Annotated in this window: 29 protein-coding genes; 3 read left to right on the plus strand and 26 right to left on the minus strand. The window is 28.8% G+C overall.

Going from position 1 to position 24,009, the window contains the following annotated elements; genetic code table 4:
* Positions 1-60: 60 nt before the first annotated feature.
* From adhE to rplM, 3 genes are all read right to left on the minus strand, one after another.
* Positions 61-2,664: a bifunctional acetaldehyde-CoA/alcohol dehydrogenase gene (adhE, locus tag SGLAD_RS04650; protein ID WP_134298132.1), complete on the minus strand. Its 2,604-nt coding sequence runs from the start codon at positions 2,662-2,664 to the stop codon at positions 61-63.
* Between the two features lie 133 nt (positions 2,665-2,797).
* Entirely contained in the window at positions 2,798-3,205 is a 408-nt protein-coding gene (gene rpsI / locus SGLAD_RS04655) for a 30S ribosomal protein S9 (RefSeq protein WP_166739181.1), read from the minus strand.
* Entirely contained in the window at positions 3,205-3,657 is a 453-nt protein-coding gene (rplM, locus tag SGLAD_RS04660) for a 50S ribosomal protein L13 (protein WP_134298427.1), read from the minus strand. Before rplM ends, rpsI begins: the two co-directional genes overlap by 1 nt.
* Before the next feature lie 195 nt (positions 3,658-3,852).
* Here rplM and SGLAD_RS04665 point away from each other — a divergent pair, with 195 nt between their 5' ends.
* From SGLAD_RS04665 to SGLAD_RS04675, 3 genes are read left to right on the plus strand one after another with little or no spacing between them, the layout of a single operon-like run.
* The gene (locus SGLAD_RS04665) at positions 3,853-5,409 is read left to right on the plus strand and encodes a PTS transporter subunit EIIC (protein ID WP_134298134.1); all 1,557 of its coding nucleotides are present in this window, start codon (positions 3,853-3,855) and stop codon (positions 5,407-5,409) included.
* Positions 5,387-7,252: a PTS sugar transporter subunit IIA gene (locus tag SGLAD_RS04670; protein WP_134298137.1), complete on the plus strand. Its 1,866-nt coding sequence runs from the start codon at positions 5,387-5,389 to the stop codon at positions 7,250-7,252. The genes SGLAD_RS04665 and SGLAD_RS04670 overlap by 23 nt, the downstream gene beginning before the upstream one ends.
* The gene (locus SGLAD_RS04675) at positions 7,252-8,370 is read left to right on the plus strand and encodes a mannitol dehydrogenase family protein (RefSeq protein WP_134298139.1); all 1,119 of its coding nucleotides are present in this window, start codon (positions 7,252-7,254) and stop codon (positions 8,368-8,370) included. The genes SGLAD_RS04670 and SGLAD_RS04675 overlap by 1 nt, the downstream gene beginning before the upstream one ends.
* Positions 8,371-8,552: 182 nt before the next feature.
* Here the strand turns inward: SGLAD_RS04675 and truA are convergent, their stop codons facing one another.
* From truA to rpsQ, 23 genes are all read right to left on the minus strand, one after another.
* Positions 8,553-9,302, minus strand: coding sequence for a tRNA pseudouridine(38-40) synthase TruA (gene truA / locus SGLAD_RS04680; RefSeq protein ID WP_134298142.1), 750 nt, complete (start codon positions 9,300-9,302; stop codon positions 8,553-8,555).
* Entirely contained in the window at positions 9,302-10,216 is a 915-nt protein-coding gene (locus tag SGLAD_RS04685) for an energy-coupling factor transporter transmembrane component T family protein (protein ID WP_134298145.1), read from the minus strand. The genes truA and SGLAD_RS04685 overlap by 1 nt, the downstream gene beginning before the upstream one ends.
* Before the next feature lie 10 nt (positions 10,217-10,226).
* A complete protein-coding gene (locus SGLAD_RS04690; protein ID WP_425057122.1) occupies positions 10,227-11,129 on the minus strand; it encodes an energy-coupling factor transporter ATPase in 903 nt (300 codons plus the stop codon).
* Positions 11,130-11,434: 305 nt separating this feature from the next.
* Complete coding sequence (locus tag SGLAD_RS04695; protein ID WP_134298150.1) at positions 11,435-12,637, minus strand: energy-coupling factor transporter ATPase; 1,203 nt, start codon at positions 12,635-12,637, stop codon at positions 11,435-11,437.
* Positions 12,638-13,804: 1,167 nt separating this feature from the next.
* Positions 13,805-14,164 (minus strand): 50S ribosomal protein L17, encoded by a 360-nt coding sequence (gene rplQ, locus SGLAD_RS04700; RefSeq protein ID WP_134298153.1) that lies wholly within the window; start codon positions 14,162-14,164, stop codon positions 13,805-13,807.
* A gap of 16 nt (positions 14,165-14,180) precedes the next feature.
* On the minus strand, positions 14,181-15,134 hold the full coding sequence (locus SGLAD_RS04705) for a DNA-directed RNA polymerase subunit alpha (protein WP_134298156.1): 954 nt from the start codon (positions 15,132-15,134) through the stop codon (positions 14,181-14,183).
* Between the two features lie 4 nt (positions 15,135-15,138).
* Entirely contained in the window at positions 15,139-15,531 is a 393-nt protein-coding gene (rpsK, locus tag SGLAD_RS04710; RefSeq protein ID WP_134298158.1) for a 30S ribosomal protein S11, read from the minus strand.
* A gap of 20 nt (positions 15,532-15,551) precedes the next feature.
* The gene (gene rpsM, locus SGLAD_RS04715; RefSeq protein WP_134298161.1) at positions 15,552-15,917 is read right to left on the minus strand and encodes a 30S ribosomal protein S13; all 366 of its coding nucleotides are present in this window, start codon (positions 15,915-15,917) and stop codon (positions 15,552-15,554) included.
* A gap of 52 nt (positions 15,918-15,969) precedes the next feature.
* On the minus strand, positions 15,970-16,083 hold the full coding sequence (gene rpmJ, locus SGLAD_RS04720) for a 50S ribosomal protein L36 (protein WP_020834730.1): 114 nt from the start codon (positions 16,081-16,083) through the stop codon (positions 15,970-15,972).
* A gap of 46 nt (positions 16,084-16,129) precedes the next feature.
* Positions 16,130-16,357 (minus strand): translation initiation factor IF-1, encoded by a 228-nt coding sequence (gene infA, locus SGLAD_RS04725; RefSeq protein WP_134298164.1) that lies wholly within the window; start codon positions 16,355-16,357, stop codon positions 16,130-16,132.
* 3 nt (positions 16,358-16,360) lie between these two features.
* Positions 16,361-17,131 carry a type I methionyl aminopeptidase gene (map, locus tag SGLAD_RS04730; protein ID WP_134298166.1) on the minus strand — a complete coding sequence of 257 codons (771 nt, stop codon included), beginning with the start codon at positions 17,129-17,131 and terminating at the stop codon, positions 16,361-16,363.
* Positions 17,131-17,772, minus strand: a complete 642-nt coding sequence (locus tag SGLAD_RS04735) for an adenylate kinase (protein ID WP_134298168.1) — start codon at positions 17,770-17,772, stop codon at positions 17,131-17,133. Before SGLAD_RS04735 ends, map begins: the two co-directional genes overlap by 1 nt.
* 19 nt (positions 17,773-17,791) lie before the next feature.
* Positions 17,792-19,216, minus strand: a complete 1,425-nt coding sequence (gene secY / locus SGLAD_RS04740; RefSeq protein WP_134298428.1) for a preprotein translocase subunit SecY — start codon at positions 19,214-19,216, stop codon at positions 17,792-17,794.
* A 13-nt stretch (positions 19,217-19,229) separates the two neighbouring features.
* Positions 19,230-19,667, minus strand: a complete 438-nt coding sequence (rplO, locus tag SGLAD_RS04745) for a 50S ribosomal protein L15 (protein WP_134298171.1) — start codon at positions 19,665-19,667, stop codon at positions 19,230-19,232.
* Positions 19,668-19,683: 16 nt separating this feature from the next.
* Positions 19,684-20,379, minus strand: a complete 696-nt coding sequence (gene rpsE, locus SGLAD_RS04750) for a 30S ribosomal protein S5 (protein ID WP_425057105.1) — start codon at positions 20,377-20,379, stop codon at positions 19,684-19,686.
* 19 nt (positions 20,380-20,398) lie between these two features.
* A complete protein-coding gene (gene rplR / locus SGLAD_RS04755; protein WP_134298174.1) occupies positions 20,399-20,743 on the minus strand; it encodes a 50S ribosomal protein L18 in 345 nt (114 codons plus the stop codon).
* A 23-nt stretch (positions 20,744-20,766) separates the two neighbouring features.
* Positions 20,767-21,306, minus strand: a complete 540-nt coding sequence (gene rplF, locus SGLAD_RS04760; protein ID WP_134298177.1) for a 50S ribosomal protein L6 — start codon at positions 21,304-21,306, stop codon at positions 20,767-20,769.
* Between the two features lie 15 nt (positions 21,307-21,321).
* Positions 21,322-21,711: a 30S ribosomal protein S8 gene (gene rpsH, locus SGLAD_RS04765; protein ID WP_134298179.1), complete on the minus strand. Its 390-nt coding sequence runs from the start codon at positions 21,709-21,711 to the stop codon at positions 21,322-21,324.
* A gap of 19 nt (positions 21,712-21,730) precedes the next feature.
* A complete protein-coding gene (locus tag SGLAD_RS04770; RefSeq protein WP_134298182.1) occupies positions 21,731-21,916 on the minus strand; it encodes a type Z 30S ribosomal protein S14 in 186 nt (61 codons plus the stop codon).
* Between the two features lie 14 nt (positions 21,917-21,930).
* Entirely contained in the window at positions 21,931-22,488 is a 558-nt protein-coding gene (gene rplE, locus SGLAD_RS04775) for a 50S ribosomal protein L5 (protein ID WP_134298185.1), read from the minus strand.
* A 19-nt stretch (positions 22,489-22,507) separates the two neighbouring features.
* Positions 22,508-22,825 carry a 50S ribosomal protein L24 gene (gene rplX / locus SGLAD_RS04780; RefSeq protein ID WP_134298188.1) on the minus strand — a complete coding sequence of 106 codons (318 nt, stop codon included), beginning with the start codon at positions 22,823-22,825 and terminating at the stop codon, positions 22,508-22,510.
* Positions 22,826-22,835: 10 nt separating this feature from the next.
* Positions 22,836-23,204 carry a 50S ribosomal protein L14 gene (gene rplN / locus SGLAD_RS04785; protein WP_134298191.1) on the minus strand — a complete coding sequence of 123 codons (369 nt, stop codon included), beginning with the start codon at positions 23,202-23,204 and terminating at the stop codon, positions 22,836-22,838.
* Positions 23,205-23,223: 19 nt separating this feature from the next.
* Entirely contained in the window at positions 23,224-23,481 is a 258-nt protein-coding gene (gene rpsQ, locus SGLAD_RS04790; RefSeq protein WP_134298193.1) for a 30S ribosomal protein S17, read from the minus strand.
* Between the last annotated feature and the right edge of the window lie 528 nt (positions 23,482-24,009).

Genomic DNA, 24,009 nt, shown 5'->3' on the forward strand with positions numbered 1-24,009 from the left:
TTATCTCTCAAAAATAAAAAATTTTCTATAAAATATACAATTTTATAGAAAATTATACATTTATGAAAATTTTTTTATTGGGTTGCCATAATAAGCATCTAAGTAAATTTGTTTAATGTCTTCGATCAATGGATATCGTGGATTTGCACCAGTACATTGGTCATCAAATGCATCTTCTGACATCTTTTCAAGTGATTCTTGAAAATTTTTTTCATCAACTCCATAGTCTTTAAATGAAGTATGTAATTCTACTTCTTTAGTCAGGTTTTGAACTTCTTCAATCAGAGCATCTACCAATTGTTCATTGGTTTTACCTTTTAATCCAAGTTCCTTAGCTAATTGCGCATATTTTTCCATAGAGTTTTGTACTCCAAATTGTGAAAAGTAAGTTTGTTTACCACCTTCAATAACACATGCAGCATTATATCTTATAATATGTGGAAGTAAAATTGCATTTGCAGCTCCATGAATAACATTGTGATATCCTCCAACTTTATGTGATAATGAGTGAACTAAACCTAAAAATGCATTTGCAAAAGATATACCTGCAAAAGCAGCTCCATCCATTACTTTTGCTCTTGCTTCTACATCTTCTTTACCATTAAAATAAGCACTTGGCAAGAATCCAAAAATATTTTTAGCACCTTGAACAGCATAACTATCTGTATAGTCCGTTGCCATAACAGAAACGTAAGCTTCGATACAGTGAGTTAAAGCATCTAATGCAGGTGCGTTAGTTGCCCCTTTTGGTATGGTCATTGTCAATTCTGGATCAATTATTGCCATATTTGGAGTTAGAGAATAATCTGCTAATGGATATTTAGTATGTGTTTCATCATCTGTGATTACTGAAAAAGGTGTAACTTCTGAACCTGTTCCTGATGTTGTAGGTATACATAACATTTTTGCTTTTCTACCAGTTGTAGGGTATCTTACAATTCTTTTTCTGATATCTGCAAATGTAACTGCAAGATCTTTAAAATCTATTTCTTCTCCATCATTTTCATACATTAATCACATCAATTTAGCAGCATCCATTGAAGAACCTCCACCAAATCCAATAATTAAGTCTGGGGTAAATTTTCTCATTTCTTCTGCACCTTTTTTAGTTGTTGATAACATCGGGTTTGGTTCAACGCCATCAAATACTGTATATGTAATTTTTAAATTATCTAATTGTTCTGTAATTCTTTTCCCATACAATTGATTAATAACCTTATCTGTTACAATATAAACTCTTTTGATATTTCATTCTCTTAAATCTTCAAAAGCGTATTGTAATGATCCAAACTTATGATAAATTCTTTCTGGTAATCTCATTCACTGCATATTTTCCCTTCTTTCTGCAACAGTTTTAACATTTAATAAATTTAATGGTCCAACATTTTGTGAAAAAGAGTTTTTTCCATGTGTTCCACATCCTAAAGTCATACTAGGGTCTAATCCAAAGTTATACATATCTCCAACTCCACCAAGAGATGATGGTGAGTTTACAAGCAATCTTCCGGGATTTAATCCTTTAAATAATTCTAATTTATCTTTATGTTTATCAACATCACATCATAATGAAGCTGTGTGTCCAGCACCCATTAATAAGATTTTTTTAGAAACTTCAATTGCTTCAGCAAAAGTTTTAACTCTATATGCCGCAACATATGTTGAAAGTTTTTCATGCGCTAAAGGTTCATCATGTTCTGCGCTAGAAGCTTCAACTATAATAAACCTTGTAGTTTCAGGTACTTTTATACCAACAAGCTCAGCTACTTTTAATGCAGATCTACCAACTAGATCAGCATTTAATAAACCATATTTGCCTTCCTTAAACATTGTTTTTCTAAATTTATTTTTTTCTTCTTCAGAAGTAACTACATAAGTATTTTTTTTCTTAAATAATTCGATAGTTTTTTCATAAACTGAATCTAATATAACTAATGAGTTTTCTGTAGCACAAACAACTCCGTTGTCAAAAGTATTTGACTGAATTATTGAAGAAGTTGCAACATCTAAATTAGCTGATTCATCAATAATCGCAGGAGCATTACCAGCACCAACTCCAATTGCAGGAGTACCTGATGAGTAAGCCGCTTGAACCATACCCGGACCACCTGTAGCTAAAATAATATCTGCATTTTTCATAACATAACTTGTATTATCTAAACTTGGTGATTCTACTCAAGCAATGATATCTTTTGGAGCACCGGCTTTAACTGCAGCTTCTAAAACTACTTTTGCAGCTGCTATGGTACAATTTTTTGCTCCTGGGTGAGGTGAAATTACTATTGCATTTCTAGTTTTTAACGCCATTAAGCATTTAAATATTGCTGTTGAAGTTGGATTTGTAGTAGGAATTACAGCCCCAATTATCCCGATTGGTTCATAAACTTTTTGAATTCCTAAAGCTTTATTTTCATAAAAAGTTCCAACTGTTTGTAAGTTTCTATATTTGTTAAATATAAATTCACTTGCAAAGTGATTTTTTAATATTTTATCTTCAACTATTCCCATTGAAGTTTCTTGATGTGCTAATTTAGCTAAACTAATTCTATTTTCATTAGCAGCTAATGCAGCAGCTTTAAAAATTTTATCAACTTGTTCTTGTGAGTAAGTTGAAAATTGTTCATATGCTTCTCTAACCTTTTTAAAAATTAATTCTAAATCTTCCATTTATTATTTCTCCTTACTTGATTATTATATTCCTATTTGGAAATTTTTTTCAAAAAAATAAAAGCATATTGATATTTTTAGAAAAAAAATACATACTCGAGTATGTATTTTTTAATAAAACAAATATATGTAATTAACGTTTTGAGAATTGTGGTGCTCTACGCGCTCCATAAAGTCCGTATTTTTTACGTTCTTTAACACGAGCATCACGAGTTAATAAACCTTTACCTCTTAATTCTGGTTTGTAGTCTTTGCTTGCTTCTAATAAAGCTCTTGCAATCCCTAAACGAGCTGCACCCGCTTGACCTGTAAACCCTCCACCTTTTACTGTAATTTTGATTGAAAAGTCTTCTTTTGTATTTGTTGCTTCTAATGGTTGTTCCATATCTTGAACTAAAGTTGGGTATGGAAAGAATTCCAATGCTGGTTTTCCATTCACAATAATATCACCTTTACCAGGAGTTAAAATTACTTGAGCAACAGAAGATTTTCTTCTTCCAGTTCCTCTGTACATAACTGAGTCTTTTTTAATAACAGCCATTATTTATCTCCTTTTCTTAAATTAATCACTAAAACTTGTGGGTTTTGTGCTTGGTGTGGGTGTTCGCTTCCCGCATATACATGCAATGCACGATATTGGTTAGCTCCCTGTGTATTTTTTGGCAACATTAATCTTACAGCTCTTTCAATAATTCTTTCTGGGAATAAACTACGTTGTGTTTTAACATTCCTTGATTTTAATCCCCCTGGATACATTGAGTGGTGGTAGTAGTTTTTATCTTGTTCTTTTTTACCAGTTAAAACTACTTTTTCTGCATTAATAATGATCACGTGATCTCCATTATTAATGTGAGGTGTAAAGTCTGGTTTATGTTTTCCTCTTAATATTGTTGCAACTTGAGTTGATAAACGTCCCAAAATTGCATCAGTTGCGTCAACTACATATCATTTTTTAGCAATATCTGCTGTTTTTATTAGTGTAGTTTGTTTCATTTGTGCTTTTTCTCCTTCGCTTCCGGGGCTTGTGAGTAAGCACATATATTATATACTACTATTTTAAATATTTGTTATATTATTTTGTCTTTCTTATAGTTTTTTTGTCTTTGTGTGTGACAAAAAAATTATTTATAAGGATATCTTTTTTTATTAAATAAAATATAGTTTAAATTATAGAAAGGAGTTGTAATTATGGAAGAAGTAATTAAAGAATTAAATAAAAAAGAGAGTAAAAATAAGTTTGAATTATGATTTAAAAATAACTTCAACAAAAGAACCTCTCTTAGAAGAGTACAAAAATTTGGTGGTTGATTAAGTTCAATGATGATGCCTATAATTGGTATTATGATTGCTTGAGGACTATTAACAGCATTTTTTATACCAGATGGTTGAACTCCAGTTGCAGCGATTAATGATTATATCGTTGGTAATGTTATTACTTATTTAATACCAGTTTTGATCGGTTTTAATGCAGGTAAGTTAGTTCATAAAACTAGAGGTGGGTTTATTGCAACATTTGTAGTATTTGCTGTAATAGTTGGAAATCAATACAATCCAGGATTTATTGAAGGTTCAAGTCCCTCACCTCAGTTTTTATCAGCTATGATAGTTGGACCTATGGCTGCTGGAATATTAAAATTAATAGATAAGTTGTTGGAGGGAAGAGTTAAACAAGGATTTGAAATGCTTATAAATAACTTTGTTATGGGTTTTTTGGCTTTTGGACTAGGAATTGGGGCATTTTATGGAATGCCATATGTGTTTAATTCAATCACTTGAGCACTAGCAGAAGCTGTAAAGTTCTTAATAAATAATAAAATAATATTTTTAACAGCACTTATAGTAGAACCAGCAAAAATATTTTTCTTAAATAATGCCATTAACCACGGAGTTTTTTCAGCATTATCACCAAGTTTTGTTGCAGAAAAAGGAAAATCAATCTTATATTTACTAGAATCTAATCCTGGACCTGGGCTTGGTGCATTGATCGCTATTATGATTTTTGATAAAAAACAAAGAGAAAATGCAGCTGGTGCATCAATAATTCATTTCTTTGGAGGTATTCATGAGGTATACTTTCCATTTATATTAATGAAAATAGAAATGATAATCGCTTTAATTGTTGGAGGGTTAGTTGGAGATGCTGTATTTCAAATATTTGATGCAGGGTTAATTGCTCCAGCATCACCAGGATCAATTATAGCAATCTCAATATTTATTCAATCTAGTGCATTAAATTATGCTGGTGTCTATTTAGGCATATTCGCAAGTTGTGGAGCAGCACTATTAACAGGATCGCTTATTCATATTATAATGAGAAAAAAATATAAAAAAAATGCAGCTACTTTAGAAGAAGCTACTAAAAAATTAGAAGAAATTAAAGGAAAAGAAATTAAACATTTAAATAAAAAACTTTTAAAAGATTTAGACTTTAACAAAATAGATACTATAATATTTGCTTGTGAGGCAGGTATGGGTTCAAGCGCGATGGGTGCATCTGTGCTTAGAAAAAAACTAAAAGAAGCAGACATAAAAATCAAAGTTGTTAACTATCCTGTAAAAGAATTGCCAAGTGACGCTAAATTTGTAATAACACAAGACAAATTAACAGAGTATGCAGTTCAAAAAGTACCTAACGCAATTCATAGAAGCATATCTAACTTTTTAGATAAAAATTTCTATGATAAAATAGTTTTAGAATTTAAAGAAAAGTTAGAGAACATTAATGAAGAAAGAAAGACAACTTAGAATTTTATATACACTATTAAGTTATAAAAAACTTAATATTGATGTAATCACAAAAGCTTATGATATAAGCAAAAAAACATGAGAAAGAGATTTTGAAGATATAAATCTCTTTTTATCAAAAAAAGGCCAGTTTAAAATAATTGAAAGTGATAATGCAATACATTTTATTGGATCTGATATTAATTTATTAGAATATTTACATTTAGATGACTCATTTTTATTAAAAGAAGAGCGATTAATTTATATATTTATGATTTTATTAAGAGATATACATATATCAAAAACCCAACTTATTGATGATTTAGATGTTTCAATAAAAGTATTGGAAAATGATATAAATGAATTAAAAAATATATTTTTACTTAATGAAACTAATTTATCAATTAATAGCAGAGGAATTAAAATTTCTAGTATACAAAAAGATAAAGAAATTAAAATTTTAATAGATATAATAATTCAACATTTATCTTTAAAAAAAGTTTATTCTATTTTAAAGTTAAATAGCATCGAAAAACTGTTCTCAAGTTATATTTATAAATTTTTAGATAAAAAGTATAACATTAGTATTTATAATAAAATATTTATTTGAATTTTAGAACATACTTCAAATCAATATAATATCTCAAATTACGAAATAATAGTTTTATCAATAAAAATAACTTTATGGTTAAATCATCCGAATAATAAAGAGCTTATGATCGCTATTGTTTCACTAGATAATCAAAAAGATTTTTATGAATTAGTCAAAAAAATTTATTGCACTGAAGAATTAAAACTATTTACAATTAGTAATTATTCAAGTAATAATTTTAGTGAGGATATTGATTTGTTTATTGAACATTTAAATAAACAAATAAAGAAGTTATTTAAAAGTAATATGTATTTAAATCAAGACATTCAAAAACGAATAAAAGATCACATAAAATCTAATCTTGATTCTACTAATATTGATGAAATAATACTAGCTGAATATAATAGAAATTTAAGTCAATATATTAATTCTTATAATGATTTATGAAAAGTAATAAAAGATTGTGTTGCTAAGTTTTTTAACAATAGTAAAGTATTGAAACTGATTCAGTATGAAATTTTTATTCATATATTAGTATGATTCGATACTTATATTTATGAACTTGATATTAATATTTTAACAATTTGTATTGGCGGTATGGGTCAAAGTGCTATGATAAAAAATCATTTAGCATCTATGTATCGTAACGCAAAAATTGAAAATGCAGCTTTTTCAAATATTAACAAACAAGTTTTAAAAAGGTATGACATTATTATTTCTGCAGTTGATTTAAGTGAATTTAAAATTGAGAACTATATTTTAATGCCTTTAATATTAATTTTAAAAAGTAAAAATGAGATTCATAAAGTTATAACAGAAACGATTTATAAAAATTTAATAGGAGGAAAAATGCAAAATCAAATTTTAAAAAAAGAAAATATATTAATTAATCAAAAAGCAAAAGATAAACATGAAGCTATATTACAATGTGGCCAGTTACTTAAAAGTCAAGGCTATATAGAAGATGATTATATAAGCTCAATGATAGAAAGAGAAAAGAAGTTTTCTGTATACATAGGTAACTATTTAGCAATTCCGCATGGACTCGATGAAAAGGGCGTTATTAAAGACGGAATTGTAGTTATACATTATAAAGAACCTATTGACTATGATTCTAATCCTGTTAACTTTTTTATAGGAATCGCTGCAAAAAGTAATAATCATATTGACATTTTATCAAATATAGCAGAAAAAATGATGGAACTTGACTTTGTAGAAGAATTGATACAAAACCCATCAGAAGAAAGAATATTAGAGGAGTTTAATTTCTAATGAATGTAGTGCACTTTGGAGCAGGAAATATCGGAAGAGGATTTATAGCTCCGATCCTAATTGATAGTAACCAAATAAAAGATTTTTACTTTGTAGATAGTAATAAACAGCTGATTGATAGCTTAAAAAAGAATGCACAATATAAAGTAATTGAGTTAAATGAAGAAAGTAAAACAAAAGTATATAAAAATTTTAAAGCTTTAAGCTCAAGTGAAATTGATTTGATTGATAAAAAAATAGTAAGTATCATAACAACATCAATTTCATCGACTAACTTAAAATATATTAAAGATAGTGTAATTAGCATAATTAAAGCAAAAGAAGCCATAAATCAAACTTTAATAATAATGTGTTGTGAAAATGGAGAAAAAGTCTCTAGTTATTTTGCTCAAATTATTAAGCAAGAATATAAATATGATAATGATTTAATAAAATTTATAGATGTTATGGTTGATAGAATAGTGCCAAATGAGAAAGTCTTATCTTTAGACGTTAAAGTAGAACCTTACTTTTCTTGAGTAGTCGATAATAAAAACTGACCTGAAAATATCAGTAAAATTAAAGGTATGACTTTTACAAATAATATAGATGCCGATATTTGTAAAAAGGTTTGAATGTTGAACGGAACACACGCTTCTCTCGCTTGAAAAGAATGGCAACTTTCTAAATTTAACAATCCAATAATAGTTAATGTATTAAATTCTAAAGATAAAAATGAACTAAATGATTTTTTGAATAATTATTTAAAAGAGATTTCTAATGTCATTGAAGTTGTTTTTAACTATGATAAAAAAGAATTAGAAAGTTTTGTTGAAGCTGTAAAAAAAAGATTTAAAAACCCTTTTATTAAAGATGAATTTGTAAGAGTTGCTAGAAATACTATAAAAAAAATACAACTAGATGAAAGAATAATAAAACCTTTATTATTGGGAATTGACAATAATCTTGAAGTAAAATTTATAAAACAATCTTTAAGAAATGCATTATCTTACAATAACAAAGAAGATGAAGATGGTTTGAAAATACAAGATTTTTTAGATAAAAATTATACATTACAAGATATTGCAAAAGAGCTTATTGAAAACGTTAATGCAGATATTATAGAAAAAATATTATAAAAAAATAAAAGTGCGTAGCACTTTTATTTTTTTGTGGTTAAGGTAATTAATTATTAACTTAAAGTTTATCCTTATCACTGAAAGTTTATTCAAATAAACAAAATTTTAATATTTAATTACTTTTAAATATGACGTTATTTAATAGTTCTTTAACCACTTTAAATATAGTAATTTATTACTGATTAGTTGTCAAACTCATAATTTATTTTATATAAAATAAGTCCTTCAGGATTTGCCATATAGGGTAGTTTTTCTAACTTTAAATCTAAAACGTTTTTTATAATTTCTAAAGTTGTTTTACCACAAGCATAAGCTAGACAAGCACCAACTATAGATCTAATTTGATACCTTATAAAACCTTTAGCTTTAAAAATTATAATAATATCGTCATTTTCTTGTTTTACAGATATTGAATCTATTTTTCTTATTGTATTTATAAGTTCTAGTTCTTTTCCTTTTAAACCTGAGAAGTTTTTAAAATTATGTTCCCCTATAAATAAGTTTAAAGCTTGATCTAATTTTTTTAAATCATAATTTAGGTTTGAAAAAAATCAATAACGATTTAAAAATACGTTTTTAGGTTTTAAGCTAATTTGATAATGATAAACTTTTTTAACACAATTTCTAACTCTAAAATTTTTTTCTATTTGAATTGCTTCTTTTATTTTTATCCCAAGAGGTAGAGCTTTATTTAAAGCATTTAAAAAACCTGATATGTTTGGCTTAAAATTAAGCTCAATTCAGGCTTTTTGGTCTTTTGCGTGAACACCAGAGTCTGTTTTTGAAGCTCCAACCACTCTAAATACTGAATTTCTAGCAACAACACTAATAGCTGTTTCTATCTCACCTTGTATTGTAGATTGATTTTTTTGTTTTGCTCAACCACAAAAATCTGTTCCATCATACTCAATTGTAAATAAATAATAATACATTATAAACTTAAAATGTCATCAACTCTTGGGATTTTAATTTGGCTTAATTGATCAATATATGGGTAGCAAAATAAAGTAATAGCAATTGTTAAATAGATCAAGAAAATAAATCAATCAAAAATTCTAAATTTTACTTGTCTATATCTAGTTCTTCTTGCATGAGGATCATAACCTCTTGAGTCCATTGCATAAGCTAAATCTTCTGCTTTTTGAAATGATGAAACTAATAACGGAATAATTAGTGAAGTTGTTCCTTTAACCTTATCAGCAATATTTCCGTTTTTAAAGTCAATACCCCTTGAAGACTGAGCCTTCATAATTCTTCCTGCTTCATCAATTAAAGTTGGTATCATTCTTAGTGCAATTGATATAATTGTTGAAAATATATAAACAGGAATACCTATTAATTTTAAAGGTCATAATAAATCTTCAATTGCTAATGTCAATTCTAAAGGTTGTGTTGTTCCTGTTAATATTGTTGTTAAAGTTATCATTAAAAATATTCTTATTGTCATATAAATTGCACGATAAGCAGCTTTTTCAGAAAATCAAAAGAATTTAAAATTAAATATATATCCAAACTCTTTTGTAGAAGTATATCTTGCACCTTGGTCTGCAACTTTTACCCATTCAAACTCATCAGGATGAGTTGGTTTTAACATAAAAATATTTAATAAAATTAGCATGAAGAATATAAACATAATTGGGGTAAATAATTTGAAAAGCATTCTAAAGCTTAATTTACTCACAGAATACATTAAAATAATTCCAGTTCCAATAAGAACAAAACCAGTAAATCCAATAGGAAAAAACACAGCCGCTATTAATAAAATAATCATTAACAATTTAACTCTTGGGTCCATTTTGTGAATCACAGAGTTATATGGCATATATCTACCAAAAACCATTCTCATAATATATTTCCTACTTTCTTTCTTTTGCAGCTTTAATAGCTGTTGCTAATTGTTCAACTGTTCTAAAATTATGTTTTGTAATATCAATACCTTTTTCTTTTAATTTATATGCTAGTTTGTATAATTTTGGTGGTTCTATTTCAATAGTTCTCAATAACTCAAAATTTGAAAAAATCTCAAATGGGTTTCCTACCGAAATAACTCTACCTTTATGCATAACTATTACTTCGTCAGCAATTTGTAGAACGTGATCCATATTATGAGTTACAATAATTATTCTTTTGTTTTTTTCTCTATTTAAGTTATAAAACAACTTCATAAAATCTTCTTCACCTTGAGGATCTAAACCACCAGTTGGTTCATCTAACACTAATGTGTCCCCATCCATTGCTACAATTCCGGCAATTGCTACCCTACGCTTTTGTCCTCCAGATAAGTCAAAGGGACTTCTTTTTGCATAATCTTCAGGTAAATCAACCATTCTTAAAAGTTCTGGTACTCTTTTAAGAGTAGCTTCTTTTTCTGCCCCTAAGTTAATTGGTCCAAACGAAATATCTTTTTCGATTGTGTCTTGAAATAATTGATACTCAGGGAATTGAAATACTAAACCAATTTCTCTACGTAAGTCTTTAACTTCTTTAATTTTTTTTGTAGCTGCATACAATGAATAATTTCCAATAATAGTTCTTCCAGTTTCTGATATCATTAAGCCATTAGTTAATTGAATTAGTGTTGATTTACCACTTCCAGTCATACCAATTACAGCTGTTATTTTACCTTTCTTAATAGTTATATCAGTACCATCTAGTGCTCTAAATTCAAAAGGAGAGCCTTTTGAGTAAGTGTATGAGACGTTTTCAAAAACAATATCACCGTCAAAATCAAATGTTGGTTGTTTTGCTTTTTTAATTAATTTATTGTAATGTTTTTCTACTGATTTAGTTTTATCAACACCATCATATCATTCATTAATTTTTTTTATTCTTTCATCAATATTTTTTAATGATTCTTTTTTAACTTCTAAAAACTCTTTTTTATAGTTTTTTTGGTTTGCTCTATCATTTTTAATTAATTTAGATATTTCGCGGTGTCTTTTTTTTCTTTTTTTATTTTCTTTTTTTTGATGCAAAGCAAGTTCTTTTAAATGTTCTCTATATTTTGCAAGAGCTACTTTTTTTTCTACTATTAATTGTGCTTTTTGCTCTTCGTTTAAATTTTTTAGTTTTGACATATCTTTTCCACCAACTCTTCTAAACTATTGCTGTGTTCTAAATCAATACCAACATTTTTAAGCGCTTCTTCAACTTGCGCAACAAAAGGAATATCTAAGTGAATTGATCTTAAGAAGTTTTTATCAACTAAAATTTCTTTTGGTGTACCATATTTAACTAATTCACCTTTATTCATAACTAAGACTTTGTCTGCATTTAAAATTTCGTCCATATCATGAGTTATTGAAAAAATAGTTTTCTCTCTAGTATTTTTTAACTCAACCATGATATTTTTTACTTCTGTTTTACCTTTTGGATCTAGCATACTTGTTGCTTCATCAAAAATTAAAATATCAGGAGATAAAGCAAGTGCAGAAGCAATTGCAACACGTTGCTTTTGACCACCAGATAACATTAATGGTTCATGATCTAGAAAGTCATGCATATTTACCTTTTTAGCTGCTTTTTCAATAATGTCAGCCATTTTTGAGGGTGCTATTCTTCTATTTTCTAAACCAAAAGCAATATCATCTCTAACAGTTGAACCAATAAATTGATTATCTGGATTTTGAAATACTATTCCCAAGAACTTTCTAGCGATATTTATATTGCTAGAAGTTACCCTATTCCCATAAATTTCAATCGAACCAACAGTTGGTCTTAGAACTCCGATTATAATTTTAGATAGTGTAGATTTACCACTACCATTGTGACCAATTATTGCAACATACTCACCATGTTTAACTTCAACACTTACTCCATTAACTGCAAATGGATGATTTGGATTATATTTAAACTTAATATTGTTTAACTTTAGAGCAACATCGCTTAATCTTGAAAGTTCTCCACCATGACCTCTATCTTTCATAGCTATTTTTGATTCTTTAAATAAAAACTGAGCTAACTTATAATCTTCATAAGCTTTTCAATATTCATCTTCTGATTTCTTAAAATTAGAAAGGGTCTTAGCAGCATATTTTAGATTTTCTATAAATTTTTGGTTGTTTACTTTTTCTTTAAATTCTACTTTAGTGTTTTTGTACTCTTCTTCATACCTTTTTACAACATCAATAGTAATTTCTCCTTTTGAGAACTTTGATTTTGCAATAATAACTTTTTGACTAGAACGAACTAATTTATCATTATATTCGTTTAGTAATAATTTAAAATCGTTCAAATCTTTTGTTGTAAGTAATTTTTGTTCTGACATATTAAATTAGTCCTTTCATAAACTTAAAATAAAAATGAATTTACTCATTATTTATATTTTATATAAAAAAACCTTTAAATTAAAGGAAATTTTAAATAGTTATATTAAATAATTAAATCATTTGCTAATATTATAAATAGTGAAAAAACTAAAATAAAAAATTTAAGTATTGAAATTTTAAGAATAATAATGGCATAACTTATTGTAATATATCATCACTATCCGAAAACGACGAAGTTGCACCTTTATTGCATATGAAAATATTAGGACCTTTATTAATAATACACACATTAATCTTTATACTAATAACAGGTTATTTGAAGTTAGTCAAAAAAAATAATAACAGTACGTTATTAATAATTTTTTTTGCAAATATATTAAATTTTAATTTATTAAACAAAATTCAAAAAGTTACAAGTGATAATGTTGATTATAAAACATGATCTTAGCAAGGAGAGATTGGTAATATATTTGAGCTTTGGTGGTGCTCAATTTTGTGTCACCAATTTTAAACAAAATAGTTAAAAGTTTTAATAAAAACTATTTATTAGTAATTCTATTCATATTTTTTTAATAGCACAATATACTAGTAATTTTTCTTTTGGCCAAAAGTTCAGTATATCAAATTTAATTGTTATGATTATATTTTAAATGATTGATGGGATAATTAAATTATCGCCTAAAATACTCAAGAGGTTTTTTATTAGTAGGATTAACAATCTTAGTGCATTTAGCTTTATTATCATATTTTATTTCTATAGGATATGTTTCTTCTATAATGTTTAAAATTAAACTACATCATTAGTTTTAGCAATATTGATTTTTGTTTTTATATTTTTTTAAAACCAAGAAGTAATAAAATTACAAGTTATCTTGTTCGAGTGCGGTTTATGCCTACTTATATCATTATTTAATGCAAATTTTAAATGGTTAGTTTGTTGAACCATATTTATTTGAATTAATTACTGAACAAACTTTGAAGTACCGGTTTTTGCTATGATTAATGTAATTTCTTCGATCTCACTGGTTTAATTGTTTCTAAACCATTTCAATTTTTAACCAAAAAGATTAATAAGAATAAATATTTTCAAAAAATATTATGTATAAAATTAAATAAATAAAAAACCGGTCTAGATTATGATTCTAGACCGGTTTTTTTTATAAATATTAAACTAATTCAATAATACACATTGGAGCATTATCTCCACGACGATTATCTAATTTTAATATTCTTGTATATCCACCATTTCTTGATTTAAATCTTTTTGCAAGAGTGGTAAATAGTTTTTGCAAAGCAGTTTCTTTTTCGCTTGCATTGATGTGTCTTAGTCATGCAGAAGCTTGTCTTCTAGCGTGTAAGTCGCCACGTTTTGCAAGTGTAATCATACTATCAAAGTGCTTTCTTAACTCTTTAGCTCTAGTTTCAGTTATTTCTAACTTTTCTGAAATAATTAGTTCAGTAGTTAAGTTTCTCATTAAAGCGACTCTTCAAGCAGTGTTTTTTCCTTGTTTTTGAATGTATGACATACATTAACACCTCTTTCTAGTCTTGTTTAAAAGTTAATCCTAATTGAACAACTTTATCTTTTATTTCTTTTAATGATTTTCTACCCAAGTTTCTAATTTCTTGAATATCATCCTCACTACGTGAAACTAAATCACGTAGAGTATTTATATTTGCTCTTTTTAAACAGTTTAAACTTCTTTGAGTGAAGTCTAAATCTTCAATTAATTTGTCTAATTCTTTTTCATCTTCTTCGCTTGTTACACCAATTACATTTAAATCGTTAATCTCTTCATTTAGATTTACAAAGAAGTTTAGATGTTCTACTAATATTTTTGAAGCAGTAGCAACAGCATCACTAGCAGATAATGTACCATCAGTTTTAACTTTTAAGATTAACTTTTCTAAATCTACTGATTTACCAATTTTTGTTGCATCTACATCATAAGCAACTGAAATAATTGGTGAATAATTTGAATCAATAGTAATTGAATCTACTGTTAGTTTTTCTTTTTTATTATCTTTAAACGATCTATAACCTCTTGAGTTTTTAGCAAATAATGTTAAGTCTAACTCTCCGCCATCTGCAATGTTACAAATAACTAAGTCTTTATTAACAATTTCTACTCCAGTTGGTAATGGAAAATCTCCTGCTTTTACAGCTCCAACCGTTGAGGTTTTAATTGTAATTTCTACAACTTCATCTAATCCAAACATTTTTGGATCGATTCTTAAAGCTAATTGTTTTAAATTAAGTATGATTCTACTTACATTTTCTACAATACCTTCAATTGATGTAAACTCGTGAGCAGCTCCTTTAATTTTGATTGCATAAACTGCTGCTCCTGGTGTTGAACTTAAAAGAGTTCTTCTAATTGCATTACCTAAGGTAATACCAAATCCTCTCTCTAAAGGTTCAACTTTAAATTCCCCATAATTTTTGTTATTTTCTTCTTTTAATAAAGTAAATTCTGGTCTAGCGAATTGTTTCATTTATCTATCCTCTTGGGCGTTTTCTAGGACGCACACCATTATGAGGTATTGGTGTTGTGTCATTAATTGAAGTTATTTCTAATCCGATACCTTGTAAACTTCTTACAGCAGCATCTCTTCCTGGACCTGGACCTTTAACTTCTACTTGAATAGTTTTAACTCCATTTTCCATTGCTCCCTTACCGGCAGCTTCTGCAATCATTTGTGCAGCATACGGTGTTGATTTTTTTCCACCTTTGAACCCTAGGGCTCCGGCGCTTGATCAAGATAAAACATTACCTTTTTCATCAGAAACAGTTACAATTGTGTTATTGAAAGTCGCATGAATGTGAGCTATACCTTTTGCAATATTTTTTTTAACTTTTTTACGGTTATTATTTTGTTTATGGTTTGCCATTATTTTCTAAACTCTCCTAACTATTTTTTCTTGTTAGCTACAGTTTTTCTAGGACCTTTTCTAGTACGTGCATTTTGTTTTGTTGATTGTCCACGTACTGGTAGTCCTTTTCTGTGTCTCATTCCTCTGTAACTTCCAATTTCCATTAAACGTTTAATGTTTAATGCTGTTTCTCTTCTTAAATCTCCTTCAGTTTTAAATTTTGCAATTTGCTGTGAAATTGATTTTTGTTGTTCTTCTGTTAAATCTCTAACTCTAACGTCTTCACTAACTTTAGATGCCTCTAAGATTTTTTGTGATGTTGTTAAACCAATACCATAAATGTAAGTAAGAGCGATAACTACTCTTTTTTCATTAGGTATTTCTACCCCATTTATACGAGCCATATCTCTTTTCCTTTCTAAATTAATTTAAATTGTTAATTGTCTTTTATTAAAATTAACCTTGACGTTGTTTATGTTTTGGTTGTTCACAAATAATCATTACACGGCCTTTACGTCTAATTACACGACATTTGTCGCATATTTTTTTGACAGATGATCTTACTTTCATCTTTTAAACCTCCTGATTTTTGTATATTTAATTTTGTTATAATTACTTATTTACTGTTTTTAAAACGGTATGTAATTCTTCCACGCGTAGGGTCATAAGGTGAAATTGCCACAGTTACTTTATCACCTGGTAAGATGCGAATGTAATTCATACGGATTTTACCAGACACGTGGGCATCAATAACTATTTCATTTTCTAATTTCACCTTAAATGTAGCATTTGGCAACACTTCAAGCACTATACCGTCAACTTCTAAATAATCTTCTTTTGCCATATTTTAGTTGTCCTCCTTTGGTTTATATAATGTTAATATTTCTGGATCTCCATTTGTAACCAAAATAGTGTGCTCAAAATGAGCTGCCATACTATTGTCTTTTGATGATACTGTTCAACCATCTTTACTAACAACGGTATTGTTTGTTCCAATTTGTACCATTGGTTCAATACAAATTGCCATACCTTCAATTAGACGCATGCCTGTATCTTTTATTCCTGTATTAGGAACAAAAGGGTCTTCATGCATTTCTAATCCAATTCCGTGTCCTGAGTAATCTTTTGGCAATTGAAAACCAAATTCTTCAATATAATTTTGAACAGTAGAAGAAATGGTTCCGATGCGCACACCGGCTCTTACCTGTTCAATCGCCAAGTAAAGTGACTTTTCAGTCACTTCAACTAATTTGTTATTTACTTTGTTACTTGATTCTCCACAAATTTTTGTAAAGGCAGAATCTGCATGATAGCCTTCGTAGATACACCCTGCATCAATTGACACAATGTCTCCATCCACTAAAATACGATCATTTGGAATTCCATGAATAAGTTGCTCATTAATTGATATACATATATGAGCAGGATAATCATAATAACCTTTAAAGTTGCTTTGACATCCTTTACTTTCGATAAACTCAATAAAAAATTTATCTAATTCTAAACAATTAACTCCAGGATTAATCATTTTTTTTAATTTATATAGAGCTTCTCCTAATACTTGCCCTGCAATTCTCATTTTATTAGCTTGTTCACTATTTTTAATAGTTATTGCCATTACAAACCTAATTCTTTTAAAATTGCAGTATGAAACTCTTTAGGTGTTTTATTATTACCATCAACTTTAATTAATTTATTTTGTTGTAAATAAAAATCTATTAAAGGCTTGGTTTGATCATTATAAACTTGTAGTCTAACTTTAATTTTGTCTTCTTGATCATCTGGTCTTGTTATTAATTTACCATAATCAAAGTCACAAACTCCATCATTTAATGGTTTACGATTCACAATATGATAACTTCTTTTACAAATTTCACAAACCAATCTTCCAGTTAGTCTATTTAATAAAATACTGTCATTTACATCAATATAAATAACATGATCAATTTTTTTGTTTACTTCTAATAGCATTTTATCTAGTTCAATTGCTTGATCTAAAGTTCTAGGATATCCATCAAAAATTAAATTAGAGTTTTTTGTTTTTAAATATTCTTTAACCATACCATTAGTAATATTGTCTGGAACATATAAACCTTGTTCCATGAAATTTTTTGCTTCTAAACCTAATTGGGTTTTATTAGCTATATTTGATCTAAACAGATCTCCTGTTGATAGTTGAGTAAAACCATTTTGTTCACATAAAAGTTCAGATTCAGTACCTTTCCCGCTTCCAGGCGCACCGATTAATAAAATATTCATAAATATAGTTTTACCTTTCTTATCAAATGTGTGTGTTTAAATTTTCATCTGCAAACTTTTCAGATTTTTTATCAATAAATGATTGTTGAATTAATCTACCTTTTAATTGTTGAGTAGTTTGAATTGCAACAGAAATAATAATAATTAATCCTGTCCCCCCAATAGCCAATGAACTTGGTAGAGAGGTTAATTTACTAATAATATAAGGTAAAACAGCAATTCCTGCAAGGAAAGTTGCTCCAATTACACTTAATCGATTAATTGTTGCAGCTAAGAATTTCTCTGTATCTTTTCCTGGTTTAATTCCAGGAATAAATGTTCCAGATTTTTTAAAGTTTTCTGCAATTTTTTCAGGATTTATTTGTACTTGTGCATACAAGAATGTAAATAATAAAGTCATTACTCCATATATTCCAATTCCTCATCAAGTTCCAAATGATAGATAGTCTTGTGTGAATTTATAAAATCCACTATCTTGACCTACAATTTGTGCAATTGTAATTGGAGTTGAAATAATAGCTGATGCAAAAATAACAGGTATAACTCCAGCATTATTTAGTTTTAATGGTAAATATGGGGTGTGGTCTTTGGTATCGACGAGACCCGAACCGGTTTGCTGGATAGGTACTTTTCTTTCGGCTTCATTCATTAAAACAACAATAAAGATAACAAAAACATAGGCCGATACATAAATTGCGAATTTTAAAATCCCATCAAATAGTATTGAAGGATCATCTCCAGTTTTAATTCAGAAACTAAAAGTTTTTATAAAGTTATTTGGCATGTTAGATACAATACCTGTAAAAATTATTATAGAAACACCATTACCAATACCTCTAATTGTTATTTGGTCAGCAATTCATAACATTAAGAAAGTTCCCGCTAACATAACTAGTGGAACTAAAATGTAATAGAATCATGCTGGACCTTGTCCATCTGCACCAGTTGATCATTTTGCTGTGATCAATTGAGTGTTTTGAGAAGTTAAAGTAAAGATTGTTGCAACAGATTGCATAACTGCAAAAGGAATTGTTAAAACTTTTGTTAATCTATCAAGTTTTCTTCTTCCTCTTTCTCCTGATTTATTTCATCTTGTTAAAACAGGAATAACATCTGTTGAAAGTAGTTGAACAATAATTGAAGCTGTAATATAAGGAGATACTCCTAAAGCTAGAATAGAAAATTGACCAATTGAACCCCCTCCAAGAGTAGACAATAATTGGAAAAATTCTTGACCACTAACTGCATCACTAAAACCTGAATTAATTTGAATTCCAGGAACTGTTAATAGTGAACCTAATCTAATTAAGATAAGTACTATTAAAGTAAAAACGATTCGTTTTACAAGATCTTTGTTTCTAACAAAGAAATTCCCTTTAGCGAATTCGTTTTTATATTTAGTTTTTTTAACAGCTTTTTGAGCTTTTTTACTTGCTCTTGACATTTTTGTTGCCAAACTAAATCACCTCTATTGATCCCCCAACAGCTTCAATTGCTGTTTGGGCATTTTTTGATACTTTATTAACTTTAATTTTTACTGCTTTTGTAATTTTACCATTTCCAAGCACTTTTACTAAAGTTTTTTCAGATTTTATGAATTTTTTTTCTATTAAAGTTTTATGATTAACTTCACTTAATCCTAATTGTTCAATAGTATCTAAATTTAAGATTACAAATTCTTTTCTATTTAAACTTGTAAATCCAATTTTTGGTAATCTTCTAAATAAAGGAGTTTGTCCTCCTTCAAATCCAGGTCTTACCCCACCTCCAGAACGAGAGTTTTGTCCTTTATGACCTCTAGTGGAAGTTTTACCTTTTCCTGAAGCCATACCACGACCAACACGAGTTGAGCTTTTTTTGCTACCTGGTGTACTTTGTAATTCATGTAATTTCATAAACTAATTCCTCCTATTAAGCTTTTTTAGCTTCAACTTTCTTTTCTGTTGATAACACTGTCCCTCTTAATCTTGCGATTTGTTCTGCAGTTTGCATTTCTTTTAAACCTTCTAATGTAGCTCTAATCATATTAATTGGTGTATTTGATCCTAATGATTTTGTATAAACGTCTGAAATTCCTGCTAATTCAATAACTGCACGTGCTGGTCCCCCAGCAATAACACCAGTACCTTTTTTAGCTGGTTTAATTAGAACTCTACCTGCTCCAAAGTGACCAATAACATCATGAGGAACAGTTGTACCTGTAATTGGAACTCTTACTAGTGATTTTCTAGCTTCTTTGATTGCTTTTTTAATTGCATCAGGAACTTCGTTTGCTTTTCCTGTTCCTAGTCCAACTCTTCCTTTTTTATCCCCAATAACAACAATTGCTGCGAATCTAAATCTTCTTCCCCCTTTTGTAACTTTTGTAACACGATTAATTGTTACAACTTGTTCTTCAAAAGGATTGTCTTCTTTATTTCTTCCAAATCTTCCTCCGTTATCGCGACGAGGACGGTCTTTGTTAAATTCACGTTTTGCATTTGGTGCACCATTTTGTGTTCTTGGAGTGTTATTGTTTTTTACTTCCTCAGGGTTAGATGGTTTGTTTTCTTGTACTAATTTTTCAGCAACTGCTTGATCAGTACTTACTTTTTTATCTTCTGCCATTTACTTAGTTCTCCTTTAATTAGAATTTCATTCCGTTATCTTTTGCAGCTTGTGCAAACGCTTTTACTTTACCATGGAATAAATACCCTCCACGATCAAATACTACATTACTGATTTTTTTAGCTTTAGCTTTTTCAGCTATATCTTTACCAACTGCTATTGCAGTTTCAATATTATTAGGTTTATTTAATTTAATTGATGATGATTCTACTAAGGTAACTCCTTTAGTATCGTCAATTATTTGCGCATAAAAGTATGAGTTAGATTTAAATACATTAAGTCTTGGTCTTTCACTAGTTCCAGATACTTTATTTCTTACCCTATAGTGTCTTCTTTTTCTTGCTTCTGCTTTAGTGTACTTCATATTTATTTCTCCCTAGCAACAGCCTATTTACCAGCTGCTTTACCTTCTTTTCTAATGATTTTTTCACCTTTGTATTTAATTCCTTTACCTTTATATGGTTCAGGTCTTCTATATCCTCTAATGTGCGCAGCTACTTGTCCTACTAATTGTTTACATATTCCTGTAATTTTAATTTCAGTAGGTTTTGGAATTTCTACACTTATTCCTTCTGGAATACTATATTCTACAGGGTGTGAATATCCCAATGATAAGTTGATTTTGTTTCCTGCTAATGCAGCACGATATCCAACCCCAACGATTTCTAATTGTTTTACAAATCCTTCGTGAACTCCTGTTAACATTCCTTCTAACAATGAGTTTGTTGTTCCGTGTAATTGTTTTGTGTGTTTAAGTTCATTTTTACGAATTGTTTTTAATTCGTTTCCTTCAACAACAATTTCAATTAGTGGAGAAAACTTTTGAGTTAATTCTCCTTTTGATCCTTTTATAGTTACAACATTGTTTTCGTTTTTAACTTCTACTCCAGCAGGGATAGTTAATATTCTGTTTCCTATACGTGACATATTTCTATTCCTTTCCTATCAAACAAATGCAAGAACCTCTCCTCCAGAATTATTCTGGCGAGCTTCTTTATCTGTCATGATTCCATTTGAAGTAGATACAATAGCAATTCCTAAGCCGTTAAGTACATTTGGGATTTTGTTAGCATTTAAATAAACTCTTAATCCTGGTTTTGAAATTCTTTTTAACCCTTTAATAACTCTAAATTTACCTTTGTATTTTAAACTTATTGTGATTTCTTTTTTAAAGTCTTCTGAAACTTTGAAGTCTTCAATGAATCCTTCTCTTTTTAAGATATTTGCTATTTCTAGTTTGATTTTACTTCCAGGAATAACCACTTCTTTGTGGTATCTTTGGTTAGCATTTCTAATTCTAGTAAGCATATCTGCAATTACATCTGTTGTCATATTTCTCTAATTCCTTTCACTATCATGAAGCCTTTTTAATACCAGGTATTTGTCCTTTGTATGCTAAATCTCTAAAGCACACACGACATAGGTTAAATTTTCTCAAAACAGCATGTGGTCTTCCACAGTTTCCACAACGAGTATATTCTCTTACTTTAAACTTCTGAACTTTAGCTTGTTTTACTTTTAATGATTTTTTTGCCATTATTCTTGTTCTCCCTACTTAACGAAAGGCATTCCAATTTTTTGGATTAATGAGAATGCATCGTCTCTATTTGTTGCTGTTGTAACGATTGTTATATTCATCCCACGAATTTTTTTAACTTTATCATAGTCAATTTCTGGGAATATAATTTGTTCTTTAATACCTAATGAATAATTACCTTGTTTATCAAAACTGTTTTTTGGTACACCTCTAAAGTCACGAACACGTGGTAGTGCAACAGAAATCAATCTATCTAAAAATTCATACATTTTTTGACCTCTTAAAGTAACTTTTGCTCCAATTGACATACCTTCACGTAATTTGAATACAGCCAATGATTTTTTAGCTTTAGTTATTAAGGGTTTTTGTCCTGTAATCAAAGTTAGTTCTGCAACTGCATCATCTAATTTTTTAGAATCTGAAACTGCATCTCCTACTCCTTGGTTAACAACGATTTTTACTATTTTTGGAACTTGCATTACTGATTTATATTGTTTTTCTTTAAACAATTCTGGGACTATTTTTTCTTTGTAAAGTTTTTCTAATCTATTAAGATTTGCTTTTTTTGCCATAATAAACTATTTCCTTTTCCTATTTAAGCTCCGCTTTTGATTTAACGGCTACTCTAACTTTTTTCCCATCAGTAATTTTGTAAGCAACTCTAGATCCATTTCCTTTATTTTTTGGATCTTGTACTGCTACATTTGAAATATCTACAGATACTGGAATTTGACGAATCCCACCTTCTTGATCTGTTTGACTAGGTTTGAAGTGTTTAGTTCCTGTAACTCCTTCAACTCAAACTCTTGTTTTATCTTTTGATAATCTAGTTACTGGTCCAATAGTTCCTTTGTGATTACCTGAAATAACTTTTACTACATCACCTTTTAAAATTTTAGATTTAGTCATAAATTACCTCCTATAACACTTCTGGAGCTAATGATGCGATTTTTGCAAATCCTGCATCCTTAACTTCTCTTGCGATTGGACCAAATATACGCGTACCTCTTGGAGATTTGTCATCTTTTACAATAACAGCTGCGTTTTCTGAAAATTTAATATATGTACCATCAGATCTTCTTAACCCTCTTACAGTTCTTACGATTACAGCTTTAACAACTTGACCTTTTTTAACAACTCCACCTGGAGTTGCTGCTTTAACAGTAGCCACAACAATGTCACCAATATTTGTAAATTTTCTTACACTTCCACCTAAATTTCTAATTACTAAAATTTCTTTAGCTCCTGAGTTATCAGCGATTTTTAATCTTGATTCATTTTGTATCATTTCAATGTACCTTCCTTAATTAAATAACTGATTTTTCTATTACTCTTAATAATCTAAAGTTTTTAGTTTTACTTAAAGGACGTGTTTCCATGATTTCAACTTTGTCTCCCATTCCTGCGATTTCTTGTTCATCATGTGCTTTATATTTTTTAGAATATTTAACACGTTTCTTATAAGTTGGGTGGTTTTTGTAAGTTTCAACTAATACAGTGATAGTTTTGTTCATTTTATCTGAAACAACCTTACCAATGTATGTCTTTCTTATTTTTCTTTCCATGACTATTTAGCTCCTTTTGTTTTAGTTACTTTTTTTTCTGCTAATTTCTTGTTGGCTTCGTCAATTTGTTTTTTTGCTTCATCAGCATTTGAACCATAAGTATATGTTTTAACATCTTTTGGTTTTTTTGTTAATTTTAAGTCAATAGCTTCAATGTCTTCACCTTTAGCTATTTCAACTTTAATTTTTTTAGGTTTTACTTCTGCTAACGCAGCTTTACCTTTTCCTGTTGGTTTTGCTTCTCCAACTTCAACTTCAATTGTTTTTGCTTCACTAACTTTTGCTTTTTTTGTCGCAGTTGCTGGTTTACCAATTCCTACTGGTTTTGGTTCTTCAACTGATGTAGTTACAGATTTTTTAGTAGCTACTTTTGCTTTAGCAATTTTTAATTCAGTTTGAGCTTCTTCAACTTCAACTTTTGCAGTTTCTACTTTTGCTTTAGCTACTTTTGCTTTAGCTTTTGCAACTGGTTTTTCTTCTGAACTAACTTTTTCAACTTTTTGTTCAGCTTTTTCTAAATTAGCTTCT

The sequence above is a fragment of the Spiroplasma gladiatoris genome, from assembly GCF_004379335.1.
GTDB classification, from domain to species: domain Bacteria; phylum Bacillota_I; class Bacilli_A; order Mycoplasmatales; family Mycoplasmataceae; genus Spiroplasma_A; species Spiroplasma_A gladiatoris.